The organism is Actinomycetota bacterium (genome assembly GCA_004297305.1).
GTDB lineage: Bacteria > Actinomycetota > Actinomycetes > S36-B12 > FW305-bin1 > FW305-bin1.
In genome coordinates, this window is record SCTR01000002.1 from 108,738 (window position 1) to 125,269 (window position 16,532).

General features: G+C 72.9%; 13 protein-coding genes and 1 pseudogene. 6 read left to right on the plus strand and 8 right to left on the minus strand.

Going from position 1 to position 16,532, the window contains the following annotated elements:
- Positions 1 to 3 precede the first annotated feature (3 nt).
- A complete protein-coding gene (locus tag EPO13_00935) occupies positions 4 to 1,134 on the minus strand; it encodes a polyprenyl synthetase family protein (protein TAK71094.1) in 1,131 nt (376 codons plus the stop codon).
- On the opposite strand from EPO13_00935, the gene metF reads away from it, so the two are divergent.
- Entirely contained in the window at positions 1,018 to 2,028 is a 1,011-nt protein-coding gene (gene metF / locus EPO13_00940) for a methylenetetrahydrofolate reductase [NAD(P)H] (protein ID TAK71095.1), read from the plus strand. The genes EPO13_00935 and metF overlap by 117 nt on opposite strands.
- A 51-nt stretch (positions 2,029 to 2,079) precedes the next feature.
- Positions 2,080 to 3,579, plus strand: coding sequence for a potassium/proton antiporter (locus EPO13_00945; protein ID TAK71096.1), 1,500 nt, complete (start codon positions 2,080 to 2,082; stop codon positions 3,577 to 3,579).
- A 10-nt stretch (positions 3,580 to 3,589) separates the two neighbouring features.
- Here the strand turns inward: EPO13_00945 and crtI are convergent, their stop codons facing one another.
- The 4 genes from crtI to EPO13_00965 form a co-directional block, all read right to left on the minus strand.
- Positions 3,590 to 5,089: a phytoene desaturase gene (gene crtI / locus EPO13_00950; protein ID TAK71097.1), complete on the minus strand. Its 1,500-nt coding sequence runs from the start codon at positions 5,087 to 5,089 to the stop codon at positions 3,590 to 3,592.
- A 27-nt stretch (positions 5,090 to 5,116) separates the two neighbouring features.
- Positions 5,117 to 6,259, minus strand: a complete 1,143-nt coding sequence (locus EPO13_00955) for a glycosyltransferase (GenBank protein ID TAK71098.1) — start codon at positions 6,257 to 6,259, stop codon at positions 5,117 to 5,119.
- Positions 6,256 to 6,993, minus strand: a complete 738-nt coding sequence (locus EPO13_00960) for a carotenoid biosynthesis protein (GenBank protein TAK71195.1) — start codon at positions 6,991 to 6,993, stop codon at positions 6,256 to 6,258. Before EPO13_00960 ends, EPO13_00955 begins: the two co-directional genes overlap by 4 nt.
- A 114-nt stretch (positions 6,994 to 7,107) precedes the next feature.
- Positions 7,108 to 7,854, minus strand: a complete 747-nt coding sequence (locus EPO13_00965; protein TAK71099.1) for a monooxygenase — start codon at positions 7,852 to 7,854, stop codon at positions 7,108 to 7,110.
- Positions 7,855 to 8,148: 294 nt separating this feature from the next.
- On the opposite strand from EPO13_00965, the pseudogene EPO13_00970 reads away from it, so the two are divergent.
- The 3 genes and pseudogenes from EPO13_00970 to EPO13_00980 all read left to right on the plus strand — a co-directional run bounded on the left by EPO13_00970 (position 8,149) and on the right by EPO13_00980 (position 10,634).
- Positions 8,149 to 8,508, plus strand: a pseudogene (locus tag EPO13_00970) (hypothetical protein).
- Positions 8,509 to 8,791: 283 nt separating this feature from the next.
- On the plus strand, positions 8,792 to 10,063 hold the full coding sequence (locus EPO13_00975) for a DNA polymerase IV (GenBank protein ID TAK71196.1): 1,272 nt from the start codon (positions 8,792 to 8,794) through the stop codon (positions 10,061 to 10,063).
- 157 nt (positions 10,064 to 10,220) lie between these two features.
- A complete protein-coding gene (locus EPO13_00980) occupies positions 10,221 to 10,634 on the plus strand; it encodes a DUF3040 domain-containing protein (protein TAK71100.1) in 414 nt (137 codons plus the stop codon).
- 163 nt (positions 10,635 to 10,797) lie between these two features.
- Here the strand turns inward: EPO13_00980 and EPO13_00985 are convergent, their stop codons facing one another.
- From EPO13_00985 to EPO13_00995, 3 genes are read right to left on the minus strand one after another with little or no spacing between them, the layout of a single operon-like run.
- Positions 10,798 to 13,155 carry a transglutaminase domain-containing protein gene (locus tag EPO13_00985; GenBank protein ID TAK71101.1) on the minus strand — a complete coding sequence of 786 codons (2,358 nt, stop codon included), beginning with the start codon at positions 13,153 to 13,155 and terminating at the stop codon, positions 10,798 to 10,800.
- A gap of 13 nt (positions 13,156 to 13,168) precedes the next feature.
- Complete coding sequence (locus EPO13_00990) at positions 13,169 to 14,515, minus strand: DUF58 domain-containing protein (protein TAK71102.1); 1,347 nt, start codon at positions 14,513 to 14,515, stop codon at positions 13,169 to 13,171.
- Positions 14,515 to 15,612 carry a MoxR family ATPase gene (locus EPO13_00995; protein ID TAK71103.1) on the minus strand — a complete coding sequence of 366 codons (1,098 nt, stop codon included), beginning with the start codon at positions 15,610 to 15,612 and terminating at the stop codon, positions 14,515 to 14,517. Before EPO13_00995 ends, EPO13_00990 begins: the two co-directional genes overlap by 1 nt.
- Before the next feature lie 208 nt (positions 15,613 to 15,820).
- On the opposite strand from EPO13_00995, the gene mraZ reads away from it, so the two are divergent.
- Positions 15,821 to 16,252 carry a transcriptional regulator MraZ gene (gene mraZ, locus EPO13_01000; protein TAK71104.1) on the plus strand — a complete coding sequence of 144 codons (432 nt, stop codon included), beginning with the start codon at positions 15,821 to 15,823 and terminating at the stop codon, positions 16,250 to 16,252.
- Positions 16,253 to 16,532: the final 280 nt, after the last annotated feature.

Genomic DNA, 16,532 nt, shown 5'->3' on the forward strand with positions numbered 1-16,532 from the left:
CAGTCAGCCCACGCGGACCGTGGCGACGGCCGCCAGTTCCCGCAGCGCAGCCGCGGATTCGGCTGCGACAGGACCGGTCTCGAGCGCGGCAACGGCGCGGTCGGCGAGCTGGGCGATCCGCCGCTCGACCAGGTCGAGCGCCCCGGTCGCGACGATCAGCTCGCGCGCGCTGTCGACGCCGGCGTCGGACAGGCCGGGATCCCCGAGCAACTGCTGCAGCCGGCTGGCCTGCCGGGCGTCGGCGGCGGCCAGCGCGAAGGCCACCAGCATCGTCTGCTTGCCCTCGCGCAGGTCGTCACCGGCCGGCTTGCCGGTCCGTTGCGGATCTCCGAACACGCCGAGGACGTCGTCGCGCAGTTGGAACGCCTCGCCCAGCGGCAAGCCGTACTCGCTGTACGCGGTCAGCAGGGCAGCCGAACCGCCGGCCAGCGCCGCGCCGAGGTGCAGCGGCCGTTCCACCGTGTACTTCGCGGTCTTGAATCGCATCACCCGCGACGCGCCTTCGACCGTCGCGGTACAGCGAGCCTGTTCGAGCAGGTCGAGGTACTGGCCGGCCATGAGCTCGGTCCGCATCGTGTCGTAGACCCGCTTGGCCGCAGCGAGTCGGGCGCCAGGCAGGCCGCAGCCGAGCAGGACCTCGTCGGCCCACGACAAACACAGGTCACCCAACAGGATCGCCGCGCCCACGCCGAACCGGTCGGCGGATCCCTGCCAGGCCTGCCGGTCGTGCAATGCGGCGAATCGGCGGTGGGCGGCCGGCTGTCCCCGGCGGGTGTCGGAGCCGTCCATCACGTCGTCGTGCAGCAGGGCGCACGCGTGCAGCAGTTCCAGGGACGCCGCTGCGGCCACGACCTGGTCACAGTCCGGCTGCCCGGCGCCGCGCCAGCCCCAGTAGCAGAAGGCCGGTCGCAGCCGTTTGCCGCCGGCCAGCAGGTCGCGCAGGGCGGCGAGCAGGGGAAGCAGATCAGGGGAGATCTCGCCGAGAGCAGGCAGGTGGGCCGCCAAGACGCCGTCGAGATGCTGTTGCACCCGGACCCGCAGGTCAGCGGCATCAAGGGAACTCACAGGGGCGAGGGTACGGCTGTACCGGTCAGCCGCCACCGGAGCACCTATCCTGCTCGCGTGCCCTCCCATCAGCCGCCGCAGCCGAGGGTTCGTGACGTGATCGCGGCGGGCGGACGTTCTTTCTCGTTCGAGTTCTTCCCGCCGAAGACCGATGAGGGCGAACGCGCGTTGTGGCAGGCGCTGCGGGAGTTGGAGCCGCTGCGTCCGACGTTCGTGTCGGTCACGTACGGCGCCGGTGGCAGTACCCGGGACCGGACGGTCCGGGTCACCGCGCGGATCGCGCAGCAGACGACGATGACCCCGGTCGCCCACCTGACCTGTGTCGGGGCCAGCCCCGACGAGCTGCGGGCGGTGGTCGCCCAGTACGCCGACGCCGGGGTGCGGACCATCCTGGCGCTGCGCGGCGATCCGCCCGGCGGACCCGGGCAGCCGTGGGTGCAGCATCCCGGCGGGCTCGCGCACGCCGACGAGCTGGTCCGGCTCATCCGTTCACTGGGCGACTTCAGCGTCGGCGTGGCCGCCTTCCCGGACAAGCATCCCGAGGCGGTCGATCTGGAGGCCGACGCGGTCGCGCTGGCGCGCAAGCAGGACGCCGGTGCGGACTTCGCGATCACGCAGTTCTTCTTCCGGGCCCGGGACTACTTCGAGCTGGTCGAACGCGCGGCACGGCACGGGTGCGACCTGCCCATCATCCCGGGGCTGATGCCCGTCACCAATCTGGCCCAGATCTCGCGCTTCGCTGCCTTCTCCGGTGCGGCGCTGCCGGACGAACTCACGGCGCGGTTCGCGGCTCTCGGCGACGATCCGGACGCGGTCCGCCGGCTCGGCGTCGAGATCACCACTGCCTTGGCCGACGACCTGCTCGCCGCGGGTGCCCCAGGGCTACACCTCTACACGCTCAACAGATCCACGGCCACCCGCGAGATCTATGCGGCCCTGGGGGCTGCCGTCGGCAACCGCTGACGCCGACGACACGATGACGGCCGGTCGCCTCCTGACGACAGTTCCTCGATCATGACGACCGACCAGCTGTCGGTCGTCATCCTGCTCGGGTCGGCGATCGTGCTCGTCGCCGTGGTCGGCGTGCGACTGGCCGCTCGCCTGGGCGTTCCCGGTCTGCTGCTGTACCTCTTCCTCGGCATCGCGCTCGGCGAGGACGGGCTCGGCATCGTCTTCGACGACGCGGACCTGGCCACCGTCCTCGGCTACGTCGCGCTGGCGATCATCCTGGCCGAGGGCGGTCTGACCACCCGGGTGACGCAGCTGAGACCGGTTGCGGCGCCGGCACTTGCCCTGGCGTCAGTGGGTATGGCGGTGTCCATCGGCGTCGTCGCCACGGTGCTGCACGTCGGCCTGGGTACCGACTGGCGGACTGCACTGCTCCTCGGCACGGTGCTGGCGCCGACCGATGCCGCGGCGGTGTTCTCGGTGCTGCGCTCCAGCCGGGTCGCACCGCGGCTGCGGGTCCTGCTCGAGGCCGAGGCCGGATTCAACGACGCGCCAGCCGTCGTGTTGGTGGCGGTGTTGTCCAGCACCGCCTTCGGCGACGCCTCGCCCTGGCTGATCCCGGTCGTCGTGCTGATCGAACTCGTCGCCGGCGCCGTGATCGGGCTCGCGGTGGGTTACGTCGCGCGGGTGCTGTTGCCCCGGTTGGCGTTGCCGGCCTCGGGGCTGTATCCGATCGCCACGCTGGCGTTCATCGCGACTGCCTACGGCCTCGCGTCGTTCCTGCACACCAGCGGGTTCATGGCCGTCTACGTCGCCTCGGTGCTCATCGCGGCATCGCCCATCCCGCATCGCCGCTCGGTGATCGGGTTCGTCGAGGGTCTCGCGTGGACCGCCCAGATCGGGCTGTTCATCATGCTCGGGCTGCTGTCCGATCCGTCCCGGCTCACCGATGCCGTCGGCATCGCCGTGGTGACCTGCCTCGCGCTGGTCTTCCTGGCCCGGCCGTTGAGCGTCGTGGTCTCGCTGGTGCCGTTCCGGCTGCCCCCTCGATGGCGGCTCTATCTGAGCTGGGCCGGTCTGCGGGGCGCGGTCCCCATCGTCTTCGCGTCAATCCCGTTGGGCGAGAACGTCCCGGACAGTGCAGTCATCTTCGACGCCACGCTGCTGGTGGTCGTCGTCCTCACCTTGGTGCAGACACCGACGCTGCCGTGGTTCGCCCGCCGGATCGGGGTCGAGGAGTCGACACCGGTGGGTGAACTCGAGGTCGACAGCGCACCGCTGGACGGTATGCGGGCCGGCTTGCTCGGCCTCGACGTCCCGGCCGGTTCCAACCTGGTCGGTACCTACGTCCGGGAACTCGGCCTGCCCGACGGCGCCGTCGTCTCGCTGGTCGTCCGGGACGGCGCAGGCATGGTGCCGGACCTGCAGACGAGGCTGCGGGCCGGCGACCGGCTGCTCGTCGTGGCTACCGACGACGTGCGGTCAGCCGCCGAGCGCCGGTTGCGGGCGGTGAGCCGGCGGGGCCGGCTGGCGGCCTGGCTCGGGGACTCCGGCGATCCGGACTGACCGCGACCGATCAGGCCCGGCCGACGAGGTCGGCCACGATCTCCGCGGACAGGCCGACCAACGGCAATCCGCCGCCGGGGTGGGCGGACCCGCCGACCAGGAAGAGTCCGGGCAGCGGGGACCGGTTGGCCGGCCGCAGGAACGCCGCTCGCGGTCCGTTGCTGGCCGAGCCGTAGATGGCGCCGCCGGGCGAGTGGGTGTCCGCGGCGATATCGGCCGGCGTGCGGATTGCCCGCCACAGCACGCGGTCGCGGATGTCGACCCCGCGCCGCGCCAGGACGGCCAGCAGGTGATCGGCGTACGCCTCGGCCACACCGGGCGCCCGCCAGTCGACGGTGCCGTCCTGAGCCGCCGCGCTGCCGTGGCGCGGTGCGTTCACCAGGACCGACCAGGCCTGCCCGTCCGGTGGCCGCATCGCGTCGTCGTCCGGATTGCAGATGTAGATCGCCGGATCGTCGACCGGTCGCGGGTCCCGGCCGAACAGTGCGTCGAACTCCGCGTCGTAGTCGGCCGGGAAGAACACGTTGTGGTGCAGCAGCTTCGGGTCTCTGCCGCGGAGGGCCAGCAGGAGGGAGAAACCCGACGACGAGGCGGTCGCCCGGCTCACCCGCCGTACGGCGCCCCGCAGCCGGCGGTCGCTCGGGACCAGTTCGGTGTACAACTGTCGCGCGTCGGTGTCGGCGACGACGACGTCCGCGGCCAGCCGCTCCCCGCCGGCCAGCGCGACTCCGGTGACCCTGCCGCCGTCGGCGGTCACCTGGACGACCTCGGTGCCCAGCCGCAGCTGCACACCTCGTTCCCGGCACCGCTCGGCCAGCGCGTCGGCCAGCGTGGCGAGTCCACCACCGAGGTGCCAGGCGCCGAACAGTTGTTCCACGTACGGGATCGTCACGAGGGCTGCCGGTGCCCGGCGCGGATCCGCCCCGGTGTACGTCGCGTACCGGTCCAGCAGCGTGACCAGCCGTGGATCGGCGAAGTGGCTGCGCCCCAACGAGTGCAGCGACCGCCAGGGGGCAACCGCGCGCAGGTCCTGCGGCCGGCGGGCGAGCGGGAGCAGGTCGCGGGCGCCGGCCACGGGCGAGGACAGCACCGGGCCGCGGGTCAGCGACCACACCGCCGCCGCGCGCTGCATCAGTGCGCGCCAGTCTGCCGCGGCCCGGCCGCCGAAGGCGTCGCCAAGGGCCTGCGCGCAGCGACCGGGGTCGACGCCGGGCATCGTCAGGTGCGTGCCGTCGGCGAAGTGGTAGCCGAACCCGGGATCGACCGGACGCAGGTCGACCGACTCCTCCAGCGCGCGACCGGTCTTGTTGAACAGGTCCCGGTAGACCGCCGGCAGCGTCAGCAAACTCGGCCCGGTGTCGAAGACGAACGCGCCGTGCCGGGTGCTGGCCAGTTTGCCGCCGTACGTCGTGGCCTGTTCGACGATGGTGACGTCGTGCCGTTTCACTCGCAGCCGGGCAGCGACCGCCAGGCCGGCGACGCCGGCACCGATCACCACGATCCGGGCCACGGCGGCCGACCCTAGACGGCCACCGCGTCACGGCAGCCGGCGGTCCTTCCAGGTCAGTGAGCCTCGGCGATGCCGTTGGTACGACAGCCACGACAGCGCCGCCAGGCAGCTGATCGACACCGGATGGGCCAGCGCGTCCGGCCAGCACCGTGAGCCGGTGCGACGCCCGCAGATCACCCGGCTCGCGACCCCGGCCGCGTAGCCGGTGGCACCCAGCAACCGGGTCGCGGTGTCCGGCGACAGGATTGCGGCCGCCGGCGGCACGACGTAACAACCCAGCAGCAACGCGACGATCGCTGCCGACCGACCGGGCGACCCGCCGGCCGCCCACAGCGACTTGGCGTACCCGTCGACCAGGGCGCGGGCGCCGACGTACATCCGGCATCGCGCGATCGTCGACCCGTCCGCGACGCTGCCGCGACCTCCGGTGGCGAGGACGCGGCGCAGCAGGGCGATGTCGTCGAGCACCTCCCCGCGGATCGCCGCATGGCCGCCGGCGCGCCGGTAGGCGGCGGCGTCGACGGCGAGAAGTTGCCCGTTGGCGACGGCCAGCGACGGCCGGGGAGACCGCTCGGCCCACCGCAGTGGCACGGTGGTGAGCCACGACCAGCACAGCAGCGGTTGGACCAGCCGTTCCAGCCAGCTGTCCGCCAGCTGCCGCGGGTACGGCGACACCAGGGCATACCGGTTGCGCCGCAACAGGTCGACCGTGGCAGCGACGCCGTGCGGGGCGACCACCACGTCCGCGTCGAGGAAGACCAGGACCGAACCGGTCGCAGCGTCCCCGAGTTGCTGGCAGGCCCACGGTTTCCCCAGCCAGCCCGCCGGTGGCTCGGACGCGACGCCGGACAGCAGCCGGACCCGGGGGTCGGCAGCCGCGAGCGCCGCCACGACGGCGGCTGTGTCGTCGCGCGAGGCGTCGTCGAGGACGAGGAACTCGGCGTACGGCAGCCCGGTCTGCTGCTGCAACGCCGCGACACATGGCCCGATGGTCGCCGCCTCGTTGCGGGCGGGAATGAGCACGGACACCTTCTCCTGCACCGGTTCCGGGTTCTGGCGTGGCCGGCGTAGCAGCCGCGCGTTGATCCCGCTGTGGATCGCCCCGGCGATCGCGGCCGCTGCTGCCGCCGCCACGACGGTCCGGACGGCGAGCGCGCCGGTCGGCCTCACCGGCGCGCGGTCCAGGTGGTCCAGGCCCAGGGCAGGACGACCAGGCCCATGAGCAGCCCGCCCCACAGCGCCACTGCCGGCCGGTCGAAGAAGACGGCGTTGGCCACGACGTTGCCGACGAAGGTCCACGTCAGCAGCAGGGCCGGGACGCCGTCACTGGCGCGTCGGTCCGGCAGCCGATCCAGCAGCAGCATGAGGACGAAGGCCGTGAGCAGCCAGCCGACGTAGTTCTGCAGCGGCACAGCGGGAATCCCCGGCAACGCCGGATCGGTGACCGACCAGAGCCAGTGCCCGTCGGCGACCATCTGGCTGTCCAGGAAGATGTCCCAGGTGGCCAGCAACCAGGCTGCCAGCAAGGGCCGCAGCAAGGGCGAGGCGGACAGCGCCCGGCCGGCCAGCAGACAGGGATAGGCCATCATCGACCAGGCCAGGGCCACCACGACCGGGACGTCGCCGATCCGTGGACCGAGCGAATCCCCATACACATACTCCCCGAAGGGGAATCCGGTACGAGTTCCCAGGATCTCGACGGCGAGGCCGAGCCCGGCGGAGATGACCAGGAAGCCGCTGGCCCACGCCAGGCCGCGATGCAGCAGCGCATGGCTGGCCGAGGCGAGGAAGAAGCAGCACACCACCGCGATGGTGAGCGCGTCGCGGTCGCCGTCGACGAGCACCCAGACGATCTGCAATGCCACGGTCGCCACGGTGAGGCACCAGGGCACGACCTGACGCAGTCCACCCACCGGCGACGCCCGGTTGGAGTGCGGCCCGGTGTAGACGCGCACGCTCACCGGGGCGCCTGCCAGTGCGGCGGGAGCGGCCGGCCGGCGCGGGACACGCAGCGCATCCTAGGGACGGCGGACCGGCTGGCCGTCGAAGGTTCCCTCGACGTCGTCCAGGGCGAACCGGGCGAACAGTTCCTCGCCGTACCAGGCTCGATCGCGGGTGGCCGAGATCACGGAGCGATGCGCCGAGCGGCGATGGGCGAACTCGACGAGTTCCTCGGCGCTGGCCCAGATGCTCACGGTCCCCTGCAGCAGGACGGGAGCTTCGCCGACGGCCACGGCGAGCAACGGACGGGGTCCGCCGGACCACAGGTCGGTGGTGACGGCGGGGACCGCGGCGGCGAACTCCCGCCAGCGGCCCGGTCGGACCCGCGCCCGCGTGACGGCCACCACCGGTCCCTGCCAGGGCTGACGCCGTGCCCCGGCCGCACCGGCCGGACTGCCGAACGGTTCGCTGCCCGACCAGCTGCCGCGGCTGCTCAGCGGCCGCAGCCGTAGCCGCAGCCGCTCGGTGGCCATCGCGTTCCACCCCCGCAGGGCGGGCTGCTGGTCGGCCCGGTCGGCGTCCTGCGCCCGGTCCCAGGCCACCAGCGCCGCCCATCGTCGTACGTCGGCGCCACCGGCACCGAAACTCGTCCCCGGGCCGGTCCCGAGGAGTTTGGCGAAGCGGACGCCGGGGAGCCGGCGCAGTTGCCGGCGCCCGGTCGCCACCCGCAGCAGCGCGCGGGGGACCGCGGCGCGCGAGATCCGCCAGACGTCGAAGGTGACCAGCTCGGGAGGGTCCGGCGACCTCGCGGCGGAGCCGGACATGGCTGGACCGTACCGGCCCGATCCCGTCCGCCGAAGGGGTTGCGCTCAAGCTGCGGATCCACGACGCTAGGAGTCGAACACACGTTCGATCGTGACTGGTTCGGCCCGTACCGACGCGGTTGTCAGACCGTCGGACCAGCATCGAGCAGTGGCCGGGTGGCCGGGCGCGGCTGACCGCGACCGACCCCCACCGACCGCGACAGAGGAGGGCACATGGGATCACTGCAGACCGCCACGACTCGGGAGACCCGTGCCCGACGGGCCGCGGTCGAACACGCCCGGGGGCGACGAGGTGTGCCGCGGCCGCCGGTGCCGGTGGCCGCTCGCGACCTGCTCAACGGGGCGGCCCATGGTCTGCAGGAGGCGGGTCACGCCGTGCAGATCCCGCAGCGCTACGCCCTGGCGCATCTGGCGGCGCTGCGAGCCGCGGCAGCGGTCCTGGCTGCCCGGGCCCAGGCTCCGATGGGTCGATCACGGGTTCGCAGCGTCTGGGCGCTGCTGCCCGATGTCGCTCCCGAACTCGCGGAGTGGTCGGCGTACTTCGCCGCCGGAGCCGGCAAGCGGGCCGCAGCCGAAGCAGGTCTCTCGCGGGCGGTGACCGCCCGCGAGGCCGACGACCTGCTGCGCGCCGCCGAGACCTTCCTCGCTCTGGTGGACACGACGCTCGGGGTCGATCGCTACCCGGCCCGTCCCGACTGGCCGGTCGAGCGCGTCGACGCCGGGGTGCAGCTCCGACCGGTCGGCTGAGCGCCCAGGAATTCCCGTACGGCTGCGTCGTGTCGGCGGAGCGCGTCGATGCGGCGGCCGGGGTAGGGGTCGGGATACTCCAGTTGAGGAGGACGAGGTGAGTCGCAGCCAGCTTCGCCGGTCCGGTGGGACGGCGAGCCGACCGCGGCCTGCTGCTGACGACGCCGAGGCGACGGTCCTCCACGTCGACATGGACGCCTTCTACGCCTCGGTGGAACTCATCGACCGGCCGGAGCTGGTCGGCCGCCCTGTCATCGTCGGCGGCGCCAGTCCGCGCGCCGTCGTGCTGTCAGCGACGTACGAGGCGCGCGCTCTCGGCGTGCACTCGGCGATGCCGATGGGCCGGGCGCTCCGGTTGGCGCCCCGGGCGGTGGTCATCGAACCCGACCACCGGCGGTACACCCGGGTCAGCGAAGGGATCATGGCCGTCTTCGGCGACATCACGCCGTATGTCGAGCCGCTCAGCCTGGACGAGGCATTCCTCGACGTGAGCGGCGCGGTCCGCCGGCTCGGCAGTCCCGCCGCGATCGCCGCGCTGATCCGGGCCAGGATCCGCGACGAGCAGGGCATCACCTGTTCGGTCGGCGCAGCCAGCACGAAGTTCGTCGCGAAGCTGGCCTCGACGCAGGCCAAGCCGGACGGGTTGCTCGTCGTCGCACCGTCCGAGGTGGTCGCCTTCCTCCATCCGTTGCCGATCGGCGCGCTGTGGGGCGTCGGCGAACGGACCGAGCAGGCGCTGGTGCGTCGCGGGCTGCTGACAGTGGGCGATGTGGCGCAGCTGCCGGTTGAGACGCTGCAGCGAACTCTCGGGCCCGCCGCCGGCGCCCACCTGGCGGCGCTGGCGTGGGGTCGCGATCCGCGCCGGGTCGACCACACCGCGCGCGAACGCAGCATCGGCGCGGAGGAGACGTTCCCCCGTGACGTGACGGACGTCGACGTGCTCGCCCGCGAACTGCTCCGGCTCTCCGAACGGGTCGCGCGCCGACTGCGGGCGGCCAACCTGGTGGGGCGGACCGTGGCGTTGAAGGTCCGAGACCCTGACTTCACGACGGTGACGCGGTCCCGAAGCCTGCGCGATCCGACCGACGTGGCTAAGGAGATCTACGCGACGGCGTGCTCGCTGCTGGCCGGGCTTGGCCGCGGCGCGGCTCCGACGCGGCTCGTCGGGGTCCGGGTCGAAGGGCTGACCGACGTCGCGACCGCCTCGCGGCAGCTCACCTTCGGTGCTGCTGACCACGGCTGGCGTGATGCCGAACGGGCCGTGGACCGCTTGGCCGACAGGTTCGGCAAGGGCTCCGTCCTGCCGGCGAGCCTGGTCGCCGCGCGAGGGGATGGGAGCGTCGTACGCCGAGCGACCGGCGACGAGCCGTCCGCGCGCCGACCGCCGGGGGACGACGGCGTCCGCCGCCGGGAGAAGAAGGGTGTGCCGGCGCCGCCGCGCCGGCGCGGACCGGACCGGTGAGGCTGTTCGGGAACGGCCTCACCGGCGCCGGCGTTGCCCGAATGCGCCCAGTACGGGACGTCAGGACACGGTTTGGCACATCCGCGCCCGACTCGGGTTTCCACCCGGGCGGGGCCTGCCTATCCTGTGCATACCAGGTCGGGAGGAGGGGACGGCCATGCCGCTCTCCGAGCACGAGCAGCGACTGCTCGAGCAGATGGAACGGGCCCTCTATCAGGAGGACCCGAAGTTCGCGTCCACGCTGCGTAGCGGCGCGTCCGGACGCGCCCACCGCACCCGGGCGATCCTGGGCATCGTCGCCTTCCTCGGCGGTATCGCCCTGCTGCTGTCGGGGGTTGCGACGACCTGGATCTGGCTCGGCGTGCTGGGCTTCGCCGTGATGCTGGCCGGTGCGCTGCTCGCCTACGGAGCCCTGCGGCCTCGGGCGCAGCCGGCGGCCGCCGGCGAGGGCCCGCGAGAGGCCCCCGGCCCCGGTCCGGCCCCTGCTGCGGCCAAGAAGCCGCGGTCGTCGACGTTCATGCACCGGGTCGAGGAGCGGTGGCGTCGCCGGCGGGACTCCGGCGACATCTGACCAAGGCGCCACCTCACCCACCCGGCGGTCCTCGTTCGGGCCGACGTCGCCTCAGGACGTGTGACGACTCTGTCCGTATGGGCTGTCGTCGTCCGGCTGCGACCCTCAGGCGTTCCGTTGTGGCTGCTGTCCGCGACGTGCTGCCGTCGGGGTGCCGGGCGGACTACGGCCGCTCGCCGTACAGCGATCGCGGCATCAGCCGGGCCCGCAGCCGCGCCCATCGGGTGACCGAGGCGTCGAAGCCGCGGCGGATGGCCGCGACATCGGTGCCCAGATCGTCCTCCACAGCGCCGGCGCGCGCATAGCGACTGTGTTCTGTCGCCTGCACGATTCGTTGGAGCGCAACCGATTCCGCTGTCCCGACAGCTCCGGTCGAGACCAGGCGGGCGCCGGCCTGCCGGGGAGTGTCGGCGTCCCGCCACGGCAGGCCGTAGTCGACCGCGCTGTCCCGCAGCTCCGCCCAGGCCCCTTCGGCCAGCGCGGCCGGTGCCGTGGCGGTGAGCCGTCGCCGGCGTCGTAGCGCGCGGGCCAGACCCGGGGCCGCACCAGCCAGCAGGGCGGCCGCCACGATCGCCACGACGAGGAAGCGACGTCCCGCCCCGGCTCCGTCCGACACCTCGGCTTCGGGGTCCGGTGCCGCCGTCGTAGCAGGGTCCTCGCCGACCTCGGCCGCCGCAGTCGGCTCCGGGAGTGATGGCGGGTCCTCGGTCGTGCTGGTCTCGGGGGCCGCGTACGGCGGGGTCGTCACACCGGCGGCGTCCGCGCGCGGCGTCGGCTCGAATCGCACCCAGCCGACGCCCCCGAACCACAGCTCGGGCCAGGCGTGCGCATCGTCCGCGGCGACCACGAAGCTGCCGTCCTGTTGCCGCTTGCCGCCGGTGAAGCCGACGTCGACCCGGGCCGGTATTCCCAGGGTGCGGGCCATGATGGCCATGGCAGCCGCGAACTGTTCGCAGTAGCCGACCCGTTCCCGCAGGAACTGCACCAGGTGGTCCTCGCCGCTGCCGGAGGACACGGTGGTGCTGTAGCGGAAGCCGCCGTCGCGGGTGAACCAGTCCTGCAGCGCCCGCGCCCGGTCGTACGGATTGGTCGCGCCGCTGGTGACCTGGCTGGCGATCCGGCTGATCTCGGAGGGCAGGTCGGCCGGCACCGCCAGCACGCTGCGCAGCGATTCGGTCGGTTCGGCGGTGGCGGCGCGTAGCTGCCGGGCGGAGGTCGGCAGGTCGTACAGGTTGGCCGTGATCGTCTTGCCTCGGGCAGTGTCGGTGGGGGAGAAGATGACCTGGGTGTCGGCGTCGAAGTACCAGGCACCGCTGACGGCGAGGTCGCGCGCCGGATACGGCAACGGCAGGACGGAATTGCCGAGTTCGCCGATCTTCAGCGTGATGGCGGTGACCGCTGGCTGCGCGGACAGGGTGTAGTCGGTCAGGGCCGGCAGCCGGTCGGCGCGTCGCCGCGGCGAGGGGGTGTAGGTGTCGGCGCTCCACGACTGACCGTCGAAGTTCTCCAGGGCATACATCCGCAGATACCGCGGCTGGCCGTCGTCGGTGGTGTACGTCGCCACCTGCCGGCCAGAGTTGTCGACCAGGTCACGTCGTAGCGACACCAGCGGGTCGAGGTTGACCGTGGCACCGTCGCCGGAGGCGCTACCCAGGCGGGCGAACAGCGGTGCGGTGAAGCCCGGGACAACGGACGGCAGGACGACCGCCGCGGCCAATGCCAGGACCGCGGCGACGGCGAGCCGCCGGCTGTCGGTGCCGGCCAAGGCTGCTCGGCGGCGCCGGGGATGCGCCCTGGGCCCGGACGACAGTGCTGGCCGTGACGACGGCACTGGCCCGAAGGACGGTGCTGTCCCCGACGACAGTGCGGGCCGGGTGGTTCGCGGTGGCCGGCCGGTGGCGGCTCGACCCCACCGTCGGACGTGCCCGCGCTGGTCGACCGCGAGCAGCAGCAGCCAGCCCGCGGCACCGGCGACGAACGCCCAGGCCGGAACGCCGGTCGTCCACAGCACTGCGGAGGTGACGATGTACAGCCCGAGCAGCGGTACGCCGGCCAGGGCCGGGTGACCGAACCCGACGGCGAGGGCGTCGACGGCGATCGCGACCAACGCGAGCGCTCCGACGGTCAGCGGCAGCAGGCCGGCGGTGACCGGTACCGGGATGACGAGCGCCGCGCTGTCGTTCATCCCCGAACGCACCAACGCGCGCAGCGTCTCCAGCGCGGCTGGACTCGGCACGAAGCGCAGCAGAGCGGCGCCGGGGGCGTACAGCGCCGTCAGGAACGTCAGGACGGCAGCGGCCTGCAGCAAGGGCATCACCGCGGCGGGCACCCGGATCGCTCGGCCGACCAGACCTGCCCCCGCGACCACGACCACCGCGATCGCCGCCGCCGGCAGCCACTGCGCGGTCCGGAACACCGGCAACAGCCCGAGGCTGGTGAGCAGGGTGGCGCCCGCCGCCGCAGCCGTCGCGGCCGGCCTGGCCCGGTCCCGCCACCGACTGACGCGGCCGCCTCGACTCACGATCGCCACCGGGTCACGCCGGCGCCCCGGCGCTACGGGCCGGCGGCTGCCGCAGTACTCCGGCACCCGACGGGCCTGCCGTGCCCGCGATCGATGGGCCCGTAACCGATGGGCCCGCTATCGATGGGTGGACCAGCCGGCGCCAGATGTCCGGTACCGGCTCGGTGGCCGACGCCGGGACCGCCTGCCAGCCGGCCCGCCGCAGCCGGCTCGCCGTACCCGCCGCGCCCCGATCGTCAGCGCCGTTCGGCGCGTGTCGGACGTCGGCCGGATCGGTGCGCAGGGCGACGGCCAGCCCGACCACGCTGCCGGCCCGCAACCGGCTCAGCTGCTCAGCCTCGACGGCGTCGAGTTCGCCCAGGACCGCCACGATCAGGCCCGCGCCCCGGGTCGCTGCAGCCGACGGCCGCCACGCCCGTGACGGTGTGGGCTGCAGGACCGCCAGCGCGTCGAGGAGTCCTGCCTCGGCTTCCGTGCCTGGCCGGTCGGCCGTCACCAGGACCCCGCCGTCGCCGTCGATCACCACGACGGCCCAGCCCCGCCGGATCAGGTGGACTCCGACGCTGGCGACCGCCGAACAGGCCCATTCGAAGGTGGACTGCGCTCCGGTGCCGCGGTGCGCGCTCGATCGGGTGTCGAGCAGGATCGCCGCCCGGCTACGCCAGGGCCGTTCCTCCCGGCGCACCATCAGCGCACCCGCCCGGGCTGTCGACCGCCAGTGGACTCGCCGCAGTTCGTCGCCCACGTGGTACGGCCGGGGGATGACGTCGTCGTGACCGGCGCTGGACATGGTGCCGGCGCGGCTGTCGCCCTGCCCGCTCAGGTGACCGGCCAGCGGCAGGTCCGGCAGCCGGTGGACCGGGGGCGTCACCAGCAACGTGTCGGTCGCGGTGAACGAGCGGGATACCCGAGTCAGCCCGAACGGGTCCACCAGGCGGACCGACAGCGGGCCGACGGCGAAGCGGCCGCGTTGCTGCGGCCGCAGCCGGTAGTCCAGCGCAGCCGATCCGTACGCCGGCACCTGGTCCAGGACGAAGCGTTCGCCCGGGCCGAGCGCGGCGGGCACGGCGTCCTGGCACAGCACGAGCCGCGCCGGCAGCCGGGAGGCGTTGTCGATGGTGAGCCGTACCGTCGCGGTGCTTCCCATCGCCACCCGGGGCTGGTCCAGGCCACGGGTACAGGCCAGCCGCTGTCGTGACCGGCTGACGACCACTGCGCAGCCGATCGGCAGCGCCAGCACGAGGACCGCGACGCGCAGCAGGTCGCGTTCGCCGATGAGCATCGCGCTGCCGAGCAGGCCGACGCCGGCGGCCAGCAGCACCCGGCCGCGCGCGGTCAACGCCCGCAGGGCCGCTCGCACTAACGCCGACCCGGGCCGCCGACCGGCACCCGGTGCAGCAGGTCGACGATGACGTCCTGCGGGCGGAGCCCGGCGACCTGCGCTTCGGCCGTCAGCAGCAGTCGGTGGGCGAGCACCGGGACGGCGAGCCGTTGCACGTCGTCGGGCAGCACGTGGTCGCGGCCGTCGAGCGCGGCTGCGGCCTTGGCCGCTCGTACCAGGTGGAGCGTCGCGCGGGGCGAGGCCCCCAGCCGCAGGTCGCCGGACGATCTGGTGCCGACGGCGAGGTCGACGACGTACTGCCGGATGGCCGGCGCGACGTAGATGTCCCGGACGATCTTGACCAGGGCCGCGATGGTGGTGCCGTCGGCGACGGGACGGACCTCGTCCAGCCGCGAGCCACCGTCGTGGCTGGCCAGCATGGCCAGCTCACTGGACTCGTCGGGGTAGCCCATCGAGATCCGCGCCAGGAAGCGGTCCCGCTGGGCTTCCGGCAGCGGGTAGGTCCCTTCCATCTCCACGGGGTTCTGTGTGGCCATGACCATGAACGGAACCGCGAGCAGGTACGTCGCGCCGTCGACGGTGACCTGCCGCTCCTCCATGCACTCCAGCAGGGCTGACTGCGTCTTCGGCGAGGCTCGATTGATCTCGTCGCCGAGGACCAGGTTGGCGAACACGGCGCCCGGCTTGAACTCGAAGTCCCGGGTTTCCTGATTGAAGACGCTGACGCCGGTGAGGTCACCGGGCAACAGGTCCGGCGTGAACTGGATGCGGCCCACCGAGCAGTCCAGCGTGCGCGCCAGGGCCTTGGCCAGAGTCGTCTTGCCCACGCCGGGCACGTCCTCGATGAGCAGGTGACCCTCGGCCAGCATCGCGGTCAGCGCAATCCGTATGACGTCGGCCTTGCCGGAGATGACCGTCTCGACGCTGGCTCTGATGCGCGCGGCAACCTCCAGCAGGTCGCCGAGGTCGCCGAGGTCGCTGTCCGCCCCACCGTCTCCGACGGATCGAACGGCGGGGGGATAGGTCGTCACCGCGCTTCCTTCCTGCCAGCCACGTGCGCCAGGAAGCCCGGCCCCCTCACGGACGCTCGTCCTCCGGCGTGCAGATCCCACCATCGCTGAGTTCGTTCAGTTGCGCCAGACGCCCATCCGCGGATGCCGCCAGGCCGGTCCGGATGAACGACACCCACCCGAGCGGACCAGCCGTGTCGCGTTGGTGGTTGACGGTGGGGTGATGTGGGGTACGGTGGGGCGCCATGGGGAGCCAGACCGGTCTCGGGGCAGTCCGGGTGACCGATCGAGCGGGAGAGGTGGTGGGGCGCCGATGCTGCTGGGCACCCACGCTCTGCGGCTCGACGACAAGGGCCGGCTCTTCCTGCCACCCCGGTCACGCGACGAGCTGGCCGGCGGCGTCGTGATGGCCAAGGGTCAGGACCGGTGTGTCGTGCTCTGGCCGGACGCGGTCTTCCGTGACAAGGCCGCCCGCGCCAGCGAGGTGTCGCGAGGCAACGCCACCGTCCGGTCGTACCTGCGCGTGTTGTTCTCCAGCGCCTACGACCAGGTTCCCGACCGCACCGGCCGCATCACGGTGCCGTCGACGCTGCGGGACTACGCCGGCCTCGGCCGCGACGTCGTCCTGGCCGGCAACAACGACAGCTTCGAGATCTGGGACACCAACGCCTGGGAGGCCTACCTGGCCGCGCAGGAAGCGACGTACGCCGAACAGTCCGAGGAGGTCATGCCCGGGTTGTTCTGAGAAGTCAGCGACAACCGCCGCAACACCACACCGCAGCAACAACCAGACCGACGTGGCGCGAGGTCTCCACCCGCTCGCAACACCCTTCTCGGGCACCTCACCTGGCGCACCTTCCCCGGTGCCAGGCGGGAGCGGGCGGGGACCTGGCGCCCACGTCGAACGCCGAAAGTCGCTGGGAGCCAACCGATCCGGTACGACCGGATCCAAGGACGACGGTACAACGACGGATCCGGGGGGTCCGCAGCACGCAGGGACCGATTCCCGACCGCATCGACGGGCG

Coding starts and splice junctions, on each gene's coding strand:
- EPO13_00980 (TAK71100.1), top strand. CDS start 10,221: ATGCCGCTCTCCGAGCACGAGCAGCGACTGCTCGAGCAGATGGAACGG.
- EPO13_00945 (TAK71096.1), top strand. CDS start 2,080: ATGACGACCGACCAGCTGTCGGTCGTCATCCTGCTCGGGTCGGCGATC.
- mraZ (TAK71104.1), top strand. CDS start 15,821: ATGCTGCTGGGCACCCACGCTCTGCGGCTCGACGACAAGGGCCGGCTC.
- EPO13_00965 (TAK71099.1), bottom strand. CDS start 7,854: ATGTCCGGCTCCGCCGCGAGGTCGCCGGACCCTCCCGAGCTGGTCACC.
- EPO13_00935 (TAK71094.1), bottom strand. CDS start 1,134: ATGGGAGGGCACGCGAGCAGGATAGGTGCTCCGGTGGCGGCTGACCGG.
- metF (TAK71095.1), top strand. CDS start 1,018: ATGCTGTTGCACCCGGACCCGCAGGTCAGCGGCATCAAGGGAACTCAC.
- EPO13_00995 (TAK71103.1), bottom strand. CDS start 15,612: ATGGTGGGATCTGCACGCCGGAGGACGAGCGTCCGTGAGGGGGCCGGG.
- EPO13_00975 (TAK71196.1), top strand. CDS start 8,792: ATGGACGCCTTCTACGCCTCGGTGGAACTCATCGACCGGCCGGAGCTG.